Below are 16,861 nucleotides of genomic sequence, written 5' to 3'. Positions count from 1 at the left end.
AGGACGTGGACACCCGGCGTCGGACATGATTTTGGTACTTTCGGCCGTAGGACGCGAGCCCAATGCCACCTACTCGATGAGCCGACGGCGCAAGCCGCGGGTCTTGCCTTGCCCTCCTTCGAGACTTGTAAGGCCCGAGGCTAGCGCCGACGGCTCAGTTTTTGATCGCGAGCACTCAGAAGCGGCTTCAGCTCAATTCCAACCCGGTCATCGTGCTGGTGCTGGTCGCGAAGTGGTCCCGGTGCAGCCCCAGGCGGTGCAACGCGGACAGGTACAGGTTGGGCAGGGGATAGTTGTTCTTGGCGTCAAACGCCAGGTGCTGGCCGTGTTTGAATCCGCCGCCGGCAAACAACACGGGCATGTTCTTGTTGTCGTGGCTGGACGCGTTGCCCAAGTTGGACGTCAACAACACCATCGTCTGGTCCAACAGCGATCCGGAGGACTCCTGCACGGTTCTTAGTTTTCGCACAAAGTCGGCCCATTCGGCGAGCAACGCTTTTTCCAGGATCGCCAACTGACGCAGCTTTTCTTCGTCCTGGCCGTGGTGGCTGAGTGCGTGGTGCGCCTCGGTGACGCCGTCCAGTTCGACCTTGCCGCCGTTGCCCAGATGCAGCGTGATGAAGCGGGTCGAATCGGTTTGCAGCGCGAGCGCCATCACGTCAAACATTGCGCGCTGTTTTTCAATCCCGTCGGAAACCGACTGAGCCAGTGATTCGGGTTTACTGACCTTGGGCTTGGGGCGGTTGATCCAGTCCTGGTTGGCCGCCAGTCGCTGTTCGAGTTCATTGACGGCGGTGAAGTAGCTGTCCAGCTTGTCGCGGTCTCCGGCTCCCAATGTCCGTTGCAATGCCTTGGCTTCGTCGGCGACCAGATCCATCACGCGGCGGCCGTGTCGCATCCGTTCTGCGTTCTGTTGACGCGTTTTTGGCGGATCGGGGACAAACAACTGTTCGAACAATCGCAACGGCGACATCTCCGGCGGAATCATCGCGCCGTTCTCGGTGTACGACGGGCTGGAATTGTCGCCCGAGGCGTTCAGCACCAACGACGGGAATCGGGTGTGATTGCCAAGATGTTTGGCCATCAATTGATCCAGCGAAATCGAGTTGCGGAAATTCGCATCCGTTCGGCTAAGCGGGGCCGCCGTCAGAATCGTGCCTTCGGCGCGGTGACCGCCGGCGACCTGTGGGTGAGAGACACCCGAACAAACCGTCAGGTCAGGCAACAGATCGGTGAATTCGGCCAAGTAAGGTGACGGCGTGTAATCGAAACCCGATTCGGACGGAAACAAATTGGGACCGTGCAAACCGAGTCCCAGGCTGAAACTGACAAACCGCCGTGGGGCTTCCGTTTCCGATGCCTTGGCGACCGCGGGGACCATCGCGTCCAAGAACGGCAGTCCGACGGCCAGCCCGGAACCTCGCAGAACCGTGCGTCGATCGAGCTTGGTGTTGGTAAACTTCATGATCTGGTCCTGCGCAAAGGCTACTTGTGTAGAAACAGCGGGCTGTCGACGACGGCGTGAATCAACGAGCGGATGCCGTATTGATTTGGGCGAGTTTGTTCTAGGATTTCTTCGACCACGATGCGATCACTGAAACTGACCGGGGCGCCTGTCGAATACGTCGTCAATTGGTGGGTGAAATTCCGAGCGATCTGTGCCGGATCACGCAGAATAATCTGCTTGAATTGTTCAATGTCCTGGAACGCTTCCCCATCGGCGGTTTGATGGTGCGGGTCGACCGGCAGCCCGGACTTTTTGTTTCGCGAATTGCGATACCGAGTCCGCCAGCCGCCGGTCACATCATAGTTTTCCAGCGCGAACCCCGGCGGGTCGATCTTGATATGGCAGGCCGCGCACGAGGTTTGGTTGCTGTGTTTTTCGAGCTGGTCGCGGATCGAAACAGCACCACGAATGTCCGGTTCGATCGCCGGCACATTATCCGGCGGCGGTGGGATTTCCACTCCCAGGATTCGTTCGTTGATGAACGCGCCTCGGATTACCGGTGAGGTCGTCGTGCCATTGGCGGTGACTTTCAAGATCGAGCCTTGTGTGATCAGGCCACCGCGGTGAGAGTCGGGCGGCAATGAGACCGCTTTGATTTGTTCGTGATGGACGTCGGGGATGCCGTAATGTTTCGCCAGCCGCTCGTTCAGCATCGCGAAATCGGAATCGATCAGGTTGGCGGCCGGCAAGTCGTCACGAATCAATTTGGCAAGGAAGGCGTGGGTCTCATCGACCATCGACTGCTGCAGCGTCTCGTCGAATTCCGGATACAGCCCCGCGTCGGGCGTGGTGAAATCGATCTCGCGGAGATTCAGCCACTGGTCGGCCAGTGCATCAATCAATCGCTCGGTGCGTGGATCGTCCAGCATCTGCTGGACGTGTCGTCGTCGCGTCGTCGAATCGGTCAACTCACCGGCCCGGGCCGCCGCCCGCAATGTCTCGTCGGGCATCGTCGACCACAGGAAATAGCTTAGCCGCGTTGCGATGGCGTGGTCATCCAGTCCACCGGGCGTTTCGTTGAAGTACAAAAAACGCGGCGAACAAAGGATTGTGCGATAGGCGCGTAGCAACGTTTCGCGTGGGCCGATCCCCGCGTCTAAGTCTTCGTCGACCAACGACAGGTAAGGCGCCCACTGGTCGTCGGTCAGCGGGCGACGAAAAGCACGCGTTGCAAATCGCCTGACCACACGCGCGAGTTCGTCACGCGTCATGTCGTCGCTGACATCGAACTTGCCGAACAGGATTCGCGCGACGGCATCCGCCGGCGGCGCCTTGTGGATCGATTGCATCGTGATCGACGTGTAGGCCAGTCCGGGGGCTTTCGGCATCGGACGTTTGTCCCGGGTCGATCCGCGGTAATTATTCAGTTTCGTTCCCCGCACACGCTCAATCGTGTGATCGGTCGGCCGGGCTTCGATCAGATGTCCCTTGCGAATCCAGGCATCAAAACTCACGTCACGTGGGGTAGTGTCGGCGCGAAAGATCCCGGCCAGATACATCATCGGCGCATTGGCGAAACAAACTCCGGTGCGCACGGTGCACCAGATCCCCGGTGCCGGCTGACCCTGCTCCAGTTTACCCTGCTCCGATTTGACGTTGACGGCGTGGGCGTCGTGCAACGTGATCCGATACCAACCGGTCCGCTTCACCTCCGTTTCCGGCACGCGGCCGTGATACACTTGGGTCGCTGACCACGCGATCGTTTTGTCGCCGACGTGCCAGGGGTCGCGTTGTCCGACCTTTCGTCCCAGTTCGGCACTGCTGTAGGTATGCGAAAACGGTTTGCGTTGGCCGTCGAGGGCGCGACCAAACGCTTCCTCCAGAGCCGCGTCGGCCGCATCGAGATACTTTTCCAGCAGATGATGCGAAATCTGTTGCGCTCGGGCGACGGTCGCAAAACCGTCGTGATAGGTGTCCTCGGGCAAGAAGTCTCGCAGCGGAATGTCGATGCCCAGCAAATCGTGCATCGTGTTTTCGTATTCGGTCCGGTTCAATCGACGCGAGCGGACGCGACCGAGGGTTTGAGTCTCCTGGCGCAGCACGTCGACCAGCGGTGCATCGATCGACGCCAGGAAGTCCTCGAGCGCCGCTTGATCGGGACGTTCACCCTCCTCGGGCGGCATTTCGCCCGATCGGACACGGTCGAAGATCGCCACCCACCGGCGACGATTGGAGGCGTCGGAAGGATCAAACGTCAGATCCTCCAGATTCAAGTCGCCTTCTTGAGTGTATTGGTCATGGCAGTCGATACAGAATTGCTGCACGAATTCCGTACGCGTGGCGCGCTGAGGGTCCGCGGAAGAAGCGTTTTCGGCGGCGTTCAGGTTAGAAGCGACTGCAAAAACCAGTGCGAACAGCACCGATGTCCGCAGCAAACCCGTGCGGGCGCACGAGGAGGCGGGAGTGTTCATACCCCCATTTTAGCAGCTTGGGACAATTGTCCAATGGCCAAATCGTCATGATTCGGCACCCAGACGTTGCTCCCCCAGACGTAGCTACCTTCGCGAGAAGGTGGTCCGCTGGAGAATCCGCACTCTGGGGAGCAGAGCGACGTCCATCGAGGGCTCTCCGCCCCGGTATACTAAAATCGGGTGCGGGACTGACCACGCTGTGCCCGACCACCGCAATCACGCATGCATTGATTTTGGGGAGCCGTAACAATGACTGAACGAGCCGTTTTAGCGGGCGGATGTTTCTGGGGAATGGAAGACCTGTTTCGCAAGCAACCCGGTGTCACGTCCACCCGAGTCGGTTACACCGGTGGCGACGTGGACCATGCGACCTACCGCAACCACGGCACCCATGCCGAAGCGATTGAGGTGATGTTCGACCCGGCCCGAACGAGCTTTCGGAAACTGTTGGAATTTTTCTTTCGGGTGCATGATCCGACGACCTTGAACCGACAAGGCAATGACCGCGGCATGTCGTACCGGTCGGCAATCTATTACACCGACGACGATCAGAAACGCATCGCCGAAGAAACCATCGCCGAAGTCGACGCGTCGGGGTTGTGGCCGGGCAAGGTGGTCACCGAAGTCGAACCGGCTGGGGATTTCTGGGAAGCCGAACCCGAGCACCAGGATTACTTGGTACGACATCCCGGTGGGTACACCTGTCATTTCATTCGGCCGGAGTGGGTGTTGCCCGAAAAAACGCAAGCGAGTTCGTGAGGCTTGCGTCTGATGACAGGGGCCACGTAGCGGAATTCGCCAAGAGTTTCGCTCCCCAGCTAAAAAGCCGCTTTGGGGGCGCCGAAAGCCTTGGCGGCTTCCGCGACTGCGTGGCTCGGCGATGGCTTGATTGCAAATCGGTGAGGATCCGATGAACGGTTGCGAAATCCGGCGATAGTGAAAGTCTCTTCAGTTGACGGGGGGCGAGCATCACCTAGAATCGTGCCCATCGCGATTGGCGACCAATCGCGGACCTCTCTTATCAAAGAACGATTCTTGCGCCCGATTCCTCGGGCACCTCGGGACATCATGGTCCCTGGAGAGTTCAGCAATCGGCCGTAGCGAACGTGTCCACCGTTTCGATCAACAACGTTGGCGTGTTCACTTTGGCAATGACACATTTGCGTGGGGTTCCAGATGGGACAGCTCGTGCAAATGATCAGCTTGACGCAGCGTGTCGTGGTTTGAACGAATGAAACAACGGAGTGATGGCATGACCCAATTGAAATTTTGCAAAACGTGTCCGATTTGCGGCCGCAAGACTCTGATCCCGATCCAATGCTTTGGAAAGGAAATCACGTGTGGGCATTGCCATGCCGATTTTCGAGCGACCGCCCCGACGGGCAACCAGACTGACGAATCGGAGCTGATGGATCGTGCCGAACTGCTGTTGGCGACCAGTGGCGATGGCCGTTACAGCGGTAGCCGGCTAAGTTAGGGTGCTTGAGACGTCTCTTTACTCACGCTCGATTTTAGCTGAAAACCTGTTATGAAATTGATCGTCAACGCCGTCGGCATTCTGTGCTTGATCGGGTTTTTGAACTCCGGTACGGCGCGAACTGCGTTGGCGAGGGAGATCGGCGACAAGCCGAACGTGATCCTGATCATGGCCGACGATGTCAGTTGGGAAGCGTTCAGCTGCTACGGCGCCGAAGACTACTCGACGCCGCACATCGATGCCCTGGCGGCCGATGGAGTGCGGTTCACCCATTGCTACTCGACGCCGATCTGCACTCCCAGTCGCGTCAAATTGATGACCGGCAAGTACAACTTTCGCAACTACACCCACTTCGGCTACCTGGATCCCAAGGAAAAGACGTTCGGACATTTGATGCAGGCGGCCGGCTACAAGACCGCGATCGCCGGAAAATGGCAACTCAACGGACTGTACAACCAGTTGCCCGGTCACGACGACTCGACGCGTCCGCAACAAGCCGGGTTCGACGAGTCGTACTTGTGGCAGGTCACGACGGGAAAGCAGATCAAAGAGGGTGGCGGCGAACGGTTTTGGAGCCCGCCACTGGAACGCAACGGCCGGATGCAAACCGTCCAGGACAACCGTGGAAAGTACGGGCCGGATCTGCTGTGCGATTTCATCTGTGACTTCATGCAGCGAAATCAACACGATCCGTTTTTTGTCTACTACCCGATGATGTTGGTGCACGACCCGTTCGTCCAAACTCCGGACACCATCGGCGATGCACCGCGCGACCAATCCGCCAACAAAGCTCCTAAGAACAAGGCACAGCGGAAGGAAAACTTCGTCGCGATGGTCCACTACATGGACAAAATCGTCGGCCGAATTGTCGCCAAGGTCCGCCAACTCGACCAGTTGGAAAACACGATCGTCATCTTCACCGCCGACAACGGGACCAACACGTCGATCAGTTCGCGTTGGAACGGTCAAATGATCCGGGGAGGAAAGGGAGGCATGACCGACATGGGGACGCACGTGCCGATGGTCGCGTCTTGGAAAGGCACGACACCGCCGGGAACGGTGCTCGACGACCTGATCGAGTTCACCGATCTGTTCCCCACCCTGGCCGCCGCGTCCGGTCAAACCCTCGGCGCGGATGATCCGATCGACGGCCGCAGTTTTCTGCCACAGTTGCGGGGCGAAACGGGGAACCCCAGGCAATGGGTGTTGTGCCACTATCAACCCTATTGGAACAAGACTCCGGGCCAGTTTGTCCGCAACCAGGAGTTTAAACTTTACCGCGACGGACGTTTTTACAACGTACCCGTCGATCTACGGGAATCGAATGACCTGGCCGATCAAGGGCTCGATTCCCAGGCGATGCAGACTCGGCAACGGCTGACCGAAGTGATTGAGCGATGCCCGCCGGCACCGACCGGGCCGGGCAAGCGAGACACGGAAATTCGACCGGTTTATCCGGATTGGATCAACCTGATTGACCCGAATGATTGACCGCTGCCGAAAGCCTTGGCGACTCCCGCTACGCTGGCGCCTCAGCTGCAAGGGCGAACTCCAACACGGCCTGTGTGTCGTATTCGATTTCCAGCCGGTGGATCAATCCGTGTCGGATGTCGAAATGGAAATTCATCCACGTTCGCAGGCTTATCTGGCCACCACGGATCAGGATCAGATCCACTCGCGCCGTGATCGCATGGTCGCCGACCAAGTAGCGGGGCGACATTTCACGGGTTGAGTCGCGGTGGAGTAGCGAGAAGATGCGATTGAACCACAAGTGAAGTCCCTCGATGTCGCAGTCGGGCACAAACAGCGGATGGCCAAAATTGCCGGCGGAGCGAAAGGTAAAGGCGTCGGCAAAAAGATCGCGGCAATGATCCGGGCAGGCCGCACCGTATTGCTGGAAGCATTCCATGAATCGCTTCGCGGTCAACAACTCGTCAAACAGCAGATCGTCCAAGTCGACATCGGCACCGCGTTCGCGAAGCGCCTGGACGATGTCCTTCACCGCCGCCCCGGAAAGTCGCCCGACCGATTCGGCCTTGCGAATCAAGCGTGACGAGTAGCCTGCTGCCGCGGCGAGTTGCGTTTGACTCAATCCGATCCCGTGGCGAATGCTTCGCAAGCGATTGGGACGGATACGGTAAGAGGTGTGATCTAGCAAAGTCATGACGGTCGCCTATGCCATTGGTGAAACCGATAGAGATTTCGCTCGCATACCACAGTCAGCCCCGTCGCGGATTATCCGAGCGGTTGCATGGATCGACAAGAGAGGGAGCTCGAAGAACTGCAACCGACTCCGCAACCGTTGGTGTTTAGCCTTAAGGCGATTCCCCGTCGCTGAGGTGCAGCGACCGATAGCGGCTAAAGCTTGGACACCAACACTCATGACGGTGTCATTCATTGCTGAACACGCTGGCGTCGCGCAATCCGTTCCGCCGTCGTTCCTAATCTGGCCCTTGGATGCCACTCAACGAACGATAGGATCATCGCATTCAAACGAGGTTTCGAAACGGACCATCGAACTGAGATCAACACAATGCCCATCAATGACGGTCAATCGATTGCGCGGAATGCCGGCAAGCGGACCACCCAGCCGATCCACCGCGCGTTCACGTTGATCGAATTGCTGGTTGTCATCAGTATCATGGGAATTCTGGTTTCGTTGCTATCATCAGGCGTCCAAGGCGCTCGGGAGCAATCGCGTCGCGTCAGCTGTGCAAACCAATTGCGTCAACAGTCACTCGCGCTGCACCAATTTCATGACCAGTTCGGCAGACTTCCGTTCGGCAACGATCGCGGGGGCGGCAGGAATCAGTCGTGGGCCGCTGCGGTGCTGGGGCAATTGGAACAGCCCGAGATCGCCGGGCGATGGAACCGCAAGGTTGCTTGGAATGATCCCGCCCGCAACCTGCAACTCTCCTCAACCGTGCTGCCTGTGTTTCGCTGTCCCACGTCCGTCAATGATTTCCCCGGCGACACCGACTATGCCGGTGTGATGGGCAGTGCACTTGCGAGTAGCCGGTCGCTGGTCGGGTTGGACATCAACAACGGCGTTTTGATCGGGTCGTCTCAGCAACGCCGCTCGGCGGTGACGTTGACGGAAATTGTCGACGGCACCAGTCAAACGCTGATGATCGCCGAGGTCGTCGATCGGTTGCCCGCCGAACACGGTCTTTGGGCCGATGGCCGCAGTGCCATTTCACATGACAACGGCGGCATCAATGTCGACGGCAGTGGCGAGATTTTCAGTCTGCATCCCGCGGGGGCACAAATCGCTTTTGCGGATGGTTCAGTGCACTTTTTGACCGAATCCACGGATCCATCGCTGATCGGTGCATTGTGTTCACGCAACGGTCGCGAAATCACGCCTGCGATTGAATCACACGATTGAAAGGAGATACATCAAGTAAATCTATCCTCTGCTCCGCTGTGTCAGTCTTCGTTCCCCTTTGTCTCAAATGGAGTAAACACTCAATGTTTAAGCATGTTGTTCTGTCGATGGCTTTGATGGTTGCCCTGGGTTCCGTCGCCGAAGCGGGCGGGGGCAGCAAGTCGAACGGGTCGATCCGGGTTACCAACACGTCGTCCACAAAGATCGGATTGGTCGCGGTCAACCCGAGTGATTCGTTGAAAGCGGCCACCAACGCCAGCGAATTCACCGCCCGTGGTGGAAAGATCCTCAACCCAGGCGAATCGACCGAATTCAAAAACCTGAGAACCGGATCACATACCGTTGCGACGGCGTTGGTCGACCCCGAAACCACTAGCGTTGACGTGTCGTCGTTCACCGTAAAGAACGTGTCGGTCGCCAAAGGCAAACGAACGCAGATCAACCTCTAGTTGTCCAACCCCAGCGTCGTGAAGTTCGCGGGGCGGCATCCAACGCCGTCTCGCGGACTTCTTTTTTGTCCGCAACCATGACCAGTTCATTGATCGCATCGCCTTTGTTGATCCTGTTGCCAGCGTTGCTGATGGGGGCCGCCTGGTTGCTGCCGCATACCGGGCTCCTGAACACGCTCGGCTGGACCATCCTAACTCGTATGGCGATTGCACGCCCCGCCCGCTCGGCCGCGCGGATCAGCTTGCTTTGTGGGGTGACTCAGTTGCTGATCGCATTCCACTGGGTGCCGCGAACGATCTATGAAACGACCAACCTGGGTTTGATCGGATCATGCGCCGGATTCCTGGCCTTTTTGGTTTGGGAAGCGATCCCGGTTGCCATCTTCGGCCTCTCCGTTTCGATCCTATGGCGTCTCGGTCGTACAAACGTTTTTTGGACCGTGCCGATATGGGTGGCGATGGAAGCGTACTGGCCTCGGGTGTTTCCCTGGTCGATCGCGCACACGTATTTGGATTTGCCACCGGTCATTCAATTGGCAGAACTCGGCGGCACGCCGTTGATCGCCACCTGGGCTATGACCGGAAGTGTGCTGTTGGCGTCCTGGTCGACACGCTTGTGGCCCTTGCGTTCGGCCTTTGTTGTCGCGCCGCCCCACCGTTTCCCCTTGTCGGTGTTCGGCGTCATCCTCGTTGTCGGACTCTTTTGGGGGGCACTGCGTGATAACCGTGTTGCGGAATCTCAGCGTGGTTCACCTCATTTTCGCGTCGCGATCATTCAAGTCGACCCGACCAAGGTTGATGCGGTCGAAAGATTAAGAGAATTGTCCGATTCGGTTCGCGGTCCGGTTGATTTGTACGTCTGGCCGGAATCGGCACTCGGCATCTATCACTCGTCGCTGCAGGATTTTGGAGATGAACAACGTACCACCGAGCTTTCCGAAGCACCGAATCCGGCGCTGGATCCCTATGCGAACAATCCCGCGCACCTGTTGGCCGGGGCAAAGACGTATGACGAAGGGGGACGAGACCGCGGACCCTATCGCAATAGTGCGTTCCTGATTGATGCCGACAAACGAATCGTTGGACGAACATCCAAACGCACGCTGATGCCGATCGGAGAGTACGTGCCGATGGAGCATCTGGTGCCGTGGATCCGTGATTGGTTGGCCGTCGACGCGGATCTGGTTCCCGGTGACGACTTCACTCCATTGACCCTGCCGGGCGGAATTAAGATCGGCGTGACGGTTTGCTACGAAGATATCGACACGGCGGTTGCGGCAACGAACGTCCGCTGCGGTGCGAATGTGTTGATCGGTTTGATCAATGCGTCGGCGTTCCCCAGTGAGGTCACATTGGAACAGCACTTACGGCTGGCGCGCTTGAGGGCCGTTGAAAACCGAACCTGGTTCCTCCGCTGCGCGTCGACCGGGATCAGCTGCGTGATCGATCCGACCGGGCGAGTGGTTCAGCGACTGCCCAGTGGTGTCGAAGCGGTTCTGGTTGCGAACATCCCTCTGCTCATCGAGTGAACGATGTACCGAGCGACTCGTATTTCCGTCTCGCCGCAACATTCGGATTGTCGTTCTTGAAGTCTGAAGGTGACCTGGGATTCGATCCCGCGCCCGATAGCGATGGTGACGGAGACGTTGACGTTGACGGACAAGGCTACGCCCGCGGCGGACTGCGTTTCCCCAAAACGTTGCCGTTCGGAGTGGATCGCGAACGCCCATGGGACTGCAACTGCGTCCCGCTGCGCGATAGTGCACGGCATCGCGCGCGACTCCCGCACGGTCCTGCGACGCGATCAGAAAAAGCCTCTTGATTGCGAAGCCAAATCGCCTCCGTCCGTAGAATGCACGATCCGACACGGATATCCTAACGACACGGGAAATCATGTTTCCGCGTGACGAGTTGTCTCGTTCCCCCGGGGCCCCACACATTCAGGTAGTTAGGTTATGACGCGTCCAACAAACCCTTCCTCCGCCACGGCGCCACGTCGGCGTTTCTTGAAATCTGCGGTCGCCAGCGCCGGTGCAGCCATCGCGGCGCCGACCATCATTCCCGGTTCCGCCCTCGGTTTGGACGGTGCCGTTCCGCCCAGCGAACGTGTCGTGATGGGCGGCATCGGGATTGGACGTCGCGGTGGTTACGACCTAAGTTGTTTCCTGCCGCAGAAGGATGTCCAATTCATCGCGGTCTGTGACATCAAGCAAAAACGCCGCGACGAAGTTAAAAAGATCGTCGATAATCATTACGGCAACCAGAACTGCGACACCCACAGGGACTTTCGTGAGTTGCTCGATCGCAGCGATATCGATGCGGTACTGATTGCGACCGGTCCGAACTGGCACGCCACCGCGGCGATGATGGCTGCCAAAGCGGGCAAGGACATGTATTGCGAAAAACCGGTGACCAAGAACATCGCACAAAGTCTGATTCTGGCCGAAACGATGCGACGCACCGCGCGGGTGTTCCAGGCCGGGACGCAACGCCGAAATCTGCCGCACTTCGCGTTCGCCTGTGAGTTGGCTCGAACCGGGAAACTCGGCAAGCTGACGAAGGTCTATGCGCACCCGATGGGCATGCGAGCCTTGATGAGCGAGTGGTTGGGGCCGGAACCGGAACCCGATCCGGAGATCGTTGACTGGGACATGTACTTGGGACCGGCAGCTTGGCGTCCCTTCAATGCCAAGCTGTTGGACGGTTTCAACTTCGAAAAAGGCGGCGGGTTTGTCGGAGCGTTCTCCGGCGGCGGCGTGTTGGAATGGGGATCGCACTGTGTCGACCTCTGCCAGTGGGCCGTCGGTGATTGCCCGCCGCCGGTTCAATACGATCCGCCGAAGGACGGTGAGCTTGTTGCTCGCTATGAAAACGGCACCGAGTTGATCTTCCGCGAAAAGGGTTGGATTCCGTTGGGCTCGTGCCCGGTGCGTTTCGAAGGCGAATCGGGATGGGTGGAAGCGGGCGATAGCGGCAAGATGGTACTCAGTTCGCCAGAATTGTTGGCCGGTCGCGACGTTGCGGAAATCGGCGGTTACCCGGCGACTTTCCACGTTCGCGATTTTTTGGACTGCGTCAAAATGCGGCGGCAACCCAAGGGCAATGCTGACGCGGCGTGCAACGCCCACATCGCCTGCCACGCGGCAAACATCGCGTTGTACCTGGACCGCCAAGTCAACTACGACAACCAGACACACCTGTTTGTCAATGACGATCAAGCCAACCGGATGCGCTCGGAAGCTCTGCGCGAACCGTGGCGTCTGTGATTCTTTTGTGACTCAGGCTCGCCAGCCTGCGCCCTATCCGTTCACATCCCGTCCAACGTCCAGGCCGTTTCCCATGCAAAACCATCTCCCCCGAATTCGCTCATTGACATGTTTTCTTTTGGCGTTTGCCATCCTATCCACTGTGACGCTGATCCCGGTTCACAGCGTCGCCGCAGAATCGGAATCGGAACTCATCGCCGTACTCCGCTCGGACGCACCGGAGGCTGAGAAAGCCGTGGTGTGCAAGAAGTTGGCGATCGAAGGCTCCGACGCTGCCGTTGGCGAATTGGCCAAACTTCTTTCCAATCCACGGCTCTCCTCCTGGGCCCGGATCGCGTTGGAAGTGATCCCGGGTCAGAAAGCCGACGAAGTACTGCGCCAGGCCACGCAATCACTCGACGGCGGACTGCTTGTCGGCGTGATCAACTCGATCGGCGTCCGCCGAGATGCCGGCGCCGTTGAGGCTCTAGCGGCACGGCTACAAGACATTGATGCCCAAGTCGCCTCGGCCGCCGCGGTCGCATTGGGACGAATCGGCAACGAGGCCGCCACAAAGTCGCTTCAACAAGCCTTGGCGTCGTCGTCCGGCGCGGTGCGAAATGCGGTCGCCGAAGGCTATCTGTTGTGCGCCGAACGATTGCACACCGAAGACAAATCGGGGGCGGCGACAGAGATCTACGACCAGATTCGCAGCGCCGATCTACCAATGCAGCGAATCGTCGAAGCCACCCGAGGCGCAATCCTCTCGCGTGGCCAAGATGGCATTGCGTTGCTGATGGAGACGTTTCGCTCCGACGACAAAACGTTGTTTCAATTGGCCTTATTCACGGCGCGGGAGTTCCCCGGCGGTGAAGTCGATTTGGCTTTGGCCGACGAACTCACCCGCGCGACGCCGCCGAGGGCCGCCTTGATCGTCCAGGCGATGGCCGATCGGCCGGAAACGGTGGTGTTGGAAGCGGTGGTGAATGCGGCCCAAACCGGCGACAAACACGTTCGATTGTCCGCGATCGACGCGCTGAAGCGTGTCGGCGATGTTTCCTCGCTGTCGGTCTTGCTGGACATCGCGGCCGGGCCAGACCCCGAGTTGTCGCAAACGGCAATCGACACGCTGGCGGAGATCCCCAGTGATGGCGTAGACGACCGGCTTGTCGCACTGTTGCCCGATGCCGAAAGCGACCGTTACCCCTTGTTGATCGAATTGGTCGGACGCCGACGTATCGACGCGGTGCCGGAGCTGGTCCGGGCGCTTGATCATTCCGATTCCGACGTCCGGCACGCCGCCTTGATCGCGATCGGCGAAACCGTCTCACTTGAAAAGCTGGACCTGTTGCTCAACCAGGTTCTCGATCCGAAAAACACCGAAGATGTCGCGACCGCACAACAAGCTCTCAAATCCGCCAGTGTGCGAATGCCCGACCGCGAGGCCTGTGCAGCCAAACTGGCCGATGCCCTGCAACAAGCACCCGCGAACACGAAAACCTTGTTGCTGGAGATCCTCAGCGACGTCGGTGGAACCACTGCCCTGCAAACACTCGCGATGTCGGCAAAGAGCAACGATGCGGAGATGCAAGATGCCGCCAGCCGCTTGTTGGGCAAATGGAACAACCTGGACGCCGCCCCGGTGTTGTTGGATTTGGCGGAGACGGCGCCGGAGGAGAAGTATCGGGTTCGTGCGCTGCGGGGGTACATCGGACTGGCGCGGAAGTTCAACATGCCGGAACGTGATCGTGTAGAGATGTGCAAACGGGCCCTCGACCAAGCCAGCCGAAGCGACGAGCAAAAGTTGGCCCTGGACGTCTTGAAATTGCACCCCAGCGTCGCGGCGTTGAAGTTAGCGGTCCAGACGAAACAGATCCCGTCACTGAAGCAGGACGCAACCGCCGCGGCAGCGGAAATCGCACAACAGCTGCGCAAGAAAGGCGTCGACGTCAGCCGATTCATCTCCGGCGGTGGATCCTGAAACAGAATCGTCTTTCTCACCAAGGACAGAATCAAAGGTACGACGGTCCCTTCCGGGCTGTCGTGTGAACCCCACGGGTTCAGCCGGGGACTGAAAGGAGACAACCCGGAAGGGATGTCCTACGGGGGTGACCGTTCCCCGTCGCTGCGATGCCGCGACAGATGCCGCGAAAGCCTGGACACCGGCGCGAGCGGAGCGACCTCGCGAATGCGTTCACGGAACACTCTGGCGGCGTTGTTGATCCAGCGATTGGAACTGCACCGGCAGGCTGCCGTCACGGCGATCGACCATCTGTGCTAACACGCGTTGGTCGGTTTGATCGGACTGGAATCGAATCTCACCAGAACCGAACAAAACATGAACGCCGGCGGGGTGGCGGCTGCCAATGGATCCGACCGCCGATGGAGGCAACTCGCCAAACAAGTCCTCCGTGGATTGGATCCCGCCGCCTACGTTGCGCAGTGTCGCCCGCGTTCCACTGAGCCATCCGAGGTCACCGACGGAAATCAGTTTTTCGGAAACAAACGCAGTGTTGGACAGGCCATCGGGGACGTCGTCGCGGCTGATCGCCAGATTCAACACGAAGACTCCGTGGTCGGTTTCGTCGATCGCCTTTTCGCTCGGATGATGCAGTCCGACATAGCTGGCGGCATTGGCCGGGTAGCAGCCGGCCGAGGGACACTTGACGCCGGGGTAGGCAAGTTGCAAGACCGGCTCATTGGCGGCCGCGTAAACACTGACCGACCGATCGATCTGCGACGCGATCACCGGTTGGTCCAGCAAGTCCAAGAGCCGGCCGATCCAGTTGTGGTGGTTTCCCTCCGCTTCACTTGCAACCGGTCCCGAATCCGCCACCGTACCGACTGGAAAATGCTGCCAGCGGTCGTGATAACTTTGGATCGCCATCCCGATCGGCGTCAGTCGTGATTGGCAAATCGCGCGACGTGACGATTCACGCATCGCTTGAAGCGCCGGTGCCGCCAACCCGACCAGAATTCCGATGATCGCGATGACAACCAACAACTCGACCAGGGTGAACGCTCGGCGGATGGACGTCATTGGATTCACGCAGGGTTGAAAGGGTGATTGGGGGCGTGTTTGCGAACCGTTCATTTCAAGATTACTCGTCACAGATCGCTCTCCACAGGTCGCCGAATTGAAATCCCCGGCCTGTCGTTGCGGTACATCGTTGCCTGGTACTGACGCTTTGCCGAGGTCCCGTCCGCGGATTCCACGATGACCCATCGACTGGCGTCGTCCAGGGGCAGTCGGACGCGTTCTCCGTCCTCCGGTTCCGATTGTCGAAACGCATCGATGGCTGATTCCAAGATCGCGACCCTCTGGCGGTGCAATTGATCATTTCGTTCGTTCGTTGCCCGTCGCGTCACGGTGACCGCGAACGTCCCGACCAACAGTGCCAGGATCAGCACCACCATCCAACCGATCATGCCGGTTCGCGCGGCACGCGATGGTGTGCAAGCCTGCCAACCCGTCGTCGCGTTCATGGCGTCGGCCTCTTAATTGCAAGGATCTGAATCGCTGCTCCGTGCCCTTCGCCATCTGATACCGTACAGCGGACCGCAGCGTTGCCATCGATCAACTCGAACTCCACCCTTGAAGCATTGCCGACCTCGTAGTGGTCGATCGCTGACCGCTTGGCATCGCCCTTGTCGATTCGGCGAATCACGGTCGCGCCGGACTCGATCTGGTACCGCGTGACCACGTCGGACGAGGCGGCACCCAGCACGAGTTCATCGGCATCCAAATCAATCTCCGCCGCCGCTCGGACGTCGCGACGTAGGTCATCGGCAAAGCGGCGAATCTCCTGACGACGAAACAGGTTTCGCTCCGCCGCATCATCGCTCTTCCTCGCGATCGTCATCAACCCGATCACGCCTCCCAAAAGCGAACTGGTGAGAGCAAGCACAAGCAACAATTCGATCAACGTGTAGCCACGGAACGAATCGCATCGGGGGCGAATCGAGCCACGACAATTCGAGAAGTGAGGTCTGCGTGTCATGAGCGAGGCTCCAGCCGCCAGACGTGATAGACCAGTGGTCGGTCGTTGGACGAATCCCTCAAGATCATATGCACGCCCTTGCGTGAATCCGATTTAAACGATTCGATCAGAATCTCGACTTGTGACTGGGCTCGCAAATCGGTGACGGATGCATCCACATCCTCATAGGCAACATCGCGTAACCGCTCGGCCAGATTCTCAATGTTCAACTGTTGACGCAATCGGTCGCCGGAGATCCGATCATAGTCCAAGCACGCCTGATGCATTTGCAGCATGATCGTGGTCGCGGCTGCCAAAAACGCCATCGCGACCAGCAATTCAAACAGCAGAAAACCCGGCCGGCGTCTTCGATCATCTTTCGACTTTTTTTGCATCATTTTTCT

15 protein-coding genes are annotated in these 16,861 nt (G+C 58.8%); 8 read left to right on the top strand and 7 right to left on the bottom strand.

The window, feature by feature from the left end; translation table 11 throughout:
* Nucleotides 1–187 precede the first annotated feature (187 nt).
* Nucleotides 188–1,465 (bottom strand): DUF1552 domain-containing protein, encoded by a 1,278-nt coding sequence (locus tag H1B37_RS03185; RefSeq protein WP_182865167.1) that lies wholly within the window; start codon nucleotides 1,463–1,465, stop codon nucleotides 188–190.
* A gap of 20 nt (nucleotides 1,466–1,485) precedes the next feature.
* Entirely contained in the window at nucleotides 1,486–3,918 is a 2,433-nt protein-coding gene (locus tag H1B37_RS03180; protein WP_182865166.1) for a DUF1592 domain-containing protein, read from the bottom strand.
* A gap of 249 nt (nucleotides 3,919–4,167) precedes the next feature.
* Between H1B37_RS03180 and msrA the strand changes: the two genes are divergently transcribed.
* From msrA to H1B37_RS03165, 3 genes are all read left to right on the top strand, one after another.
* Complete coding sequence (gene msrA / locus H1B37_RS03175) at nucleotides 4,168–4,677, top strand: peptide-methionine (S)-S-oxide reductase MsrA (RefSeq protein ID WP_182865165.1); 510 nt, start codon at nucleotides 4,168–4,170, stop codon at nucleotides 4,675–4,677.
* A 493-nt stretch (nucleotides 4,678–5,170) separates the two neighbouring features.
* Nucleotides 5,171–5,395 carry a hypothetical protein gene (locus H1B37_RS03170; protein WP_182865164.1) on the top strand — a complete coding sequence of 75 codons (225 nt, stop codon included), beginning with the start codon at nucleotides 5,171–5,173 and terminating at the stop codon, nucleotides 5,393–5,395.
* Nucleotides 5,396–5,446: 51 nt separating this feature from the next.
* Nucleotides 5,447–6,886 (top strand): sulfatase family protein, encoded by a 1,440-nt coding sequence (locus H1B37_RS03165; RefSeq protein WP_182865163.1) that lies wholly within the window; start codon nucleotides 5,447–5,449, stop codon nucleotides 6,884–6,886.
* A gap of 28 nt (nucleotides 6,887–6,914) precedes the next feature.
* Here H1B37_RS03165 and H1B37_RS03160 read toward each other — a convergent pair whose 3' ends face one another.
* Nucleotides 6,915–7,559, bottom strand: a complete 645-nt coding sequence (locus H1B37_RS03160) for a helix-turn-helix domain-containing protein (protein ID WP_182865162.1) — start codon at nucleotides 7,557–7,559, stop codon at nucleotides 6,915–6,917.
* Between the two features lie 369 nt (nucleotides 7,560–7,928).
* Here H1B37_RS03160 and H1B37_RS03155 point away from each other — a divergent pair, with 369 nt between their 5' ends.
* The 5 genes from H1B37_RS03155 to H1B37_RS03135 all read left to right on the top strand — a co-directional run bounded on the left by H1B37_RS03155 (nucleotide 7,929) and on the right by H1B37_RS03135 (nucleotide 14,458).
* Nucleotides 7,929–8,783, top strand: coding sequence for a DUF1559 family PulG-like putative transporter (locus H1B37_RS03155; RefSeq protein ID WP_182865161.1), 855 nt, complete (start codon nucleotides 7,929–7,931; stop codon nucleotides 8,781–8,783).
* 83 nt (nucleotides 8,784–8,866) lie between these two features.
* Nucleotides 8,867–9,232, top strand: coding sequence for a hypothetical protein (locus H1B37_RS03150; protein WP_182865160.1), 366 nt, complete (start codon nucleotides 8,867–8,869; stop codon nucleotides 9,230–9,232).
* Nucleotides 9,233–9,309: 77 nt separating this feature from the next.
* Entirely contained in the window at nucleotides 9,310–10,761 is a 1,452-nt protein-coding gene (gene lnt / locus H1B37_RS03145) for an apolipoprotein N-acyltransferase (protein ID WP_182865159.1), read from the top strand.
* 426 nt (nucleotides 10,762–11,187) lie between these two features.
* Nucleotides 11,188–12,498, top strand: a complete 1,311-nt coding sequence (locus H1B37_RS03140) for a Gfo/Idh/MocA family protein (protein WP_182865158.1) — start codon at nucleotides 11,188–11,190, stop codon at nucleotides 12,496–12,498.
* 103 nt (nucleotides 12,499–12,601) lie between these two features.
* Nucleotides 12,602–14,458, top strand: a complete 1,857-nt coding sequence (locus tag H1B37_RS03135; RefSeq protein ID WP_182865157.1) for a HEAT repeat domain-containing protein — start codon at nucleotides 12,602–12,604, stop codon at nucleotides 14,456–14,458.
* A 213-nt stretch (nucleotides 14,459–14,671) separates the two neighbouring features.
* On the opposite strand, the gene H1B37_RS03130 is transcribed toward H1B37_RS03135, so the two are convergent.
* The 4 genes from H1B37_RS03130 to H1B37_RS03115 form a co-directional block, all read right to left on the bottom strand.
* On the bottom strand, nucleotides 14,672–15,517 hold the full coding sequence (locus H1B37_RS03130; RefSeq protein ID WP_182865156.1) for a DUF1559 domain-containing protein: 846 nt from the start codon (nucleotides 15,515–15,517) through the stop codon (nucleotides 14,672–14,674).
* Nucleotides 15,518–15,585: 68 nt separating this feature from the next.
* Entirely contained in the window at nucleotides 15,586–15,963 is a 378-nt protein-coding gene (locus H1B37_RS03125; RefSeq protein WP_286177358.1) for a hypothetical protein, read from the bottom strand.
* Nucleotides 15,960–16,478 carry a prepilin-type N-terminal cleavage/methylation domain-containing protein gene (locus tag H1B37_RS03120; protein ID WP_182865155.1) on the bottom strand — a complete coding sequence of 173 codons (519 nt, stop codon included), beginning with the start codon at nucleotides 16,476–16,478 and terminating at the stop codon, nucleotides 15,960–15,962. The genes H1B37_RS03125 and H1B37_RS03120 overlap by 4 nt, the downstream gene beginning before the upstream one ends.
* A complete protein-coding gene (locus H1B37_RS03115; protein WP_182865154.1) occupies nucleotides 16,475–16,855 on the bottom strand; it encodes a type IV pilus modification PilV family protein in 381 nt (126 codons plus the stop codon). The genes H1B37_RS03120 and H1B37_RS03115 overlap by 4 nt, the downstream gene beginning before the upstream one ends.
* Nucleotides 16,856–16,861 lie beyond the last annotated feature (6 nt).

The organism is Stieleria mannarensis (assembly GCF_014154935.1).
In the GTDB taxonomy this organism is placed as follows: Bacteria; Planctomycetota; Planctomycetia; order Pirellulales; family Pirellulaceae; genus Stieleria; species Stieleria mannarensis.
This window is presented reverse-complemented; position numbering and strand designations above follow the sequence as displayed.

What these genes read in the sequence shown, in the direction of transcription:
- H1B37_RS03140 (WP_182865158.1), top strand. Translation starts at nt 11,188, where the DNA reads ATGACGCGTCCAACAAACCCTTCCTCCGCCACGGCGCCACGTCGGCGT.
- H1B37_RS03185 (WP_182865167.1), bottom strand. Translation starts at nt 1,465, where the DNA reads ATGAAGTTTACCAACACCAAGCTCGATCGACGCACGGTTCTGCGAGGT.
- H1B37_RS03180 (WP_182865166.1), bottom strand. Translation starts at nt 3,918, where the DNA reads ATGAACACTCCCGCCTCCTCGTGCGCCCGCACGGGTTTGCTGCGGACA.
- H1B37_RS03170 (WP_182865164.1), top strand. Translation starts at nt 5,171, where the DNA reads ATGACCCAATTGAAATTTTGCAAAACGTGTCCGATTTGCGGCCGCAAG.
- H1B37_RS03115 (WP_182865154.1), bottom strand. Translation starts at nt 16,855, where the DNA reads ATGATGCAAAAAAAGTCGAAAGATGATCGAAGACGCCGGCCGGGTTTT.
- H1B37_RS03155 (WP_182865161.1), top strand. Translation starts at nt 7,929, where the DNA reads ATGCCCATCAATGACGGTCAATCGATTGCGCGGAATGCCGGCAAGCGG.
- H1B37_RS03165 (WP_182865163.1), top strand. Translation starts at nt 5,447, where the DNA reads ATGAAATTGATCGTCAACGCCGTCGGCATTCTGTGCTTGATCGGGTTT.
- lnt (WP_182865159.1), top strand. Translation starts at nt 9,310, where the DNA reads ATGACCAGTTCATTGATCGCATCGCCTTTGTTGATCCTGTTGCCAGCG.
- H1B37_RS03120 (WP_182865155.1), bottom strand. Translation starts at nt 16,478, where the DNA reads ATGACACGCAGACCTCACTTCTCGAATTGTCGTGGCTCGATTCGCCCC.
- msrA (WP_182865165.1), top strand. Translation starts at nt 4,168, where the DNA reads ATGACTGAACGAGCCGTTTTAGCGGGCGGATGTTTCTGGGGAATGGAA.
- H1B37_RS03150 (WP_182865160.1), top strand. Translation starts at nt 8,867, where the DNA reads ATGTTTAAGCATGTTGTTCTGTCGATGGCTTTGATGGTTGCCCTGGGT.
- H1B37_RS03125 (WP_286177358.1), bottom strand. Translation starts at nt 15,963, where the DNA reads ATGAACGCGACGACGGGTTGGCAGGCTTGCACACCATCGCGTGCCGCG.
- H1B37_RS03160 (WP_182865162.1), bottom strand. Translation starts at nt 7,559, where the DNA reads ATGACTTTGCTAGATCACACCTCTTACCGTATCCGTCCCAATCGCTTG.
- H1B37_RS03130 (WP_182865156.1), bottom strand. Translation starts at nt 15,517, where the DNA reads ATGACGTCCATCCGCCGAGCGTTCACCCTGGTCGAGTTGTTGGTTGTC.